Annotated in this window: 1 protein-coding gene; it reads right to left on the reverse strand. The window is 33.1% G+C overall.

What is annotated here, in order from left to right; translation table 11 throughout:
• Window positions 1-503: 503 nt before the first annotated feature.
• Entirely contained in the window at window positions 504-581 is a 78-nt protein-coding gene (locus JG29_RS09025; RefSeq protein ID WP_198176531.1) for a putative holin-like toxin, read from the reverse strand.
• Between the last annotated feature and the right edge of the window lie 844 nt (window positions 582-1,425).

The raw sequence follows: 1,425 nt of genomic DNA on the forward strand, positions 1-1,425 counted from the left end.
CATATTGGTTTAATTAATAACCGCTACTTGCCAAAGTTTTAGGTAGTTATTTTTTTGCTTATTTTAATAGGTTTCACAACTATAAAAGGTGCTTTAAACTTTCATAATTAGAGTTTAGAGCATTTTTTTATATATTATTTATAGTTTAATGATTAGGTCAAACCCCAGCGCGCCAGTAGTAAAGTTTCTTAAAAGCTAATATCAGCCCTTTTGAGAGCTTTAAAAGGTATTTAGGTATATTTTTTATATTCAAGACTCAATAAATTTTAATGATTGGGAAAAATGAAGCTTAAATTTAAGATTATTTTAAAGATCATTGTTAGTAGGGATTAAAACCCGAGTGAAAAGTTGTTGTTTGGGTTATTAATGCTAATCGTGTTATAATGAAGACATAAAAAGAGCCGGTGTTGCTATCACCAGCCCTTCTATGTATAGCCGTTTAAGACGGTGACGCAGTATAAAGTTATTTAATTAATAACCGCTACCTGTCAAAGTATAGGCGGTTATTTTTTTTTGCTTATCTTAATAAGCTCAACAACTAAAGCTATCAGCTCAATGGTAAAAGTACCAAAGGCAAGCATTAGCTGCAACGCATCCTTAACGGACACGAGGCTGCTCCTTTCTTTAGAATAGTACTTGCTAAGGATATTACACCATAGCGACCACCTCCCATAAAAAAAGAGCGCCACCGCCTTAACTTCTCTACCCTTTAATTATAGCATAAAAAGTGCTTTAAACCTTGATAAATTGGGGTTTAGAGCATTTTTTTATATATTATTTATAGTTTAATAACTAGGTCAAACCCCAGCGAGCCAGTAGCAAAGTTTATTAAAAGCGAATATCCGCCCTTTTAAGAGCTTTACAAGGTATTCAGGTATATATTTATATTCAAAGACAAATAAAAGATGATAGCGGGGCTAAAATAAGGCATGTATAAATTCTTATCTGGATAAAATCCTAGACAGCTGTTTATCTGACTGTATGAAATAAAATGTAATAAAATATCCAATTTACATAATCAAGTAGAGCATAATTTCATAAATTATGAAAATAAACAGTCTTAAATTCACAATACACGAACATAACACAGGCTAATTATAAAGTTTGTTAGTGCCTAGTTCCTTATGATATCAAATATAGTTAAGAGAACCAGCAAGTTATGCTGGAATAGATTAGATTGTGAAATGGTTGGGCTGTTCTGCTGAACCACTGGGGAACTACTGGAAATAGAGACGAAAACAGATGGCTTATTTTGCATAGCCCATAGGACGGAAAAGGTGGCGTTCCAAAATGGAATTATTTGGATAAATAAGGGGTGATACTGTGCCAAAATGATATGGGAAATAAAAGTCCTATGGGCTATAGCCCATAGGACTTTTATTTCCCATATCATTTTGGCACAGTATCACCCCTTATTTATCCAAA

Source organism: Bombilactobacillus mellis (genome assembly GCF_000967245.1).
Classification (GTDB): Bacteria; Bacillota; Bacilli; order Lactobacillales; family Lactobacillaceae; genus Bombilactobacillus; species Bombilactobacillus mellis.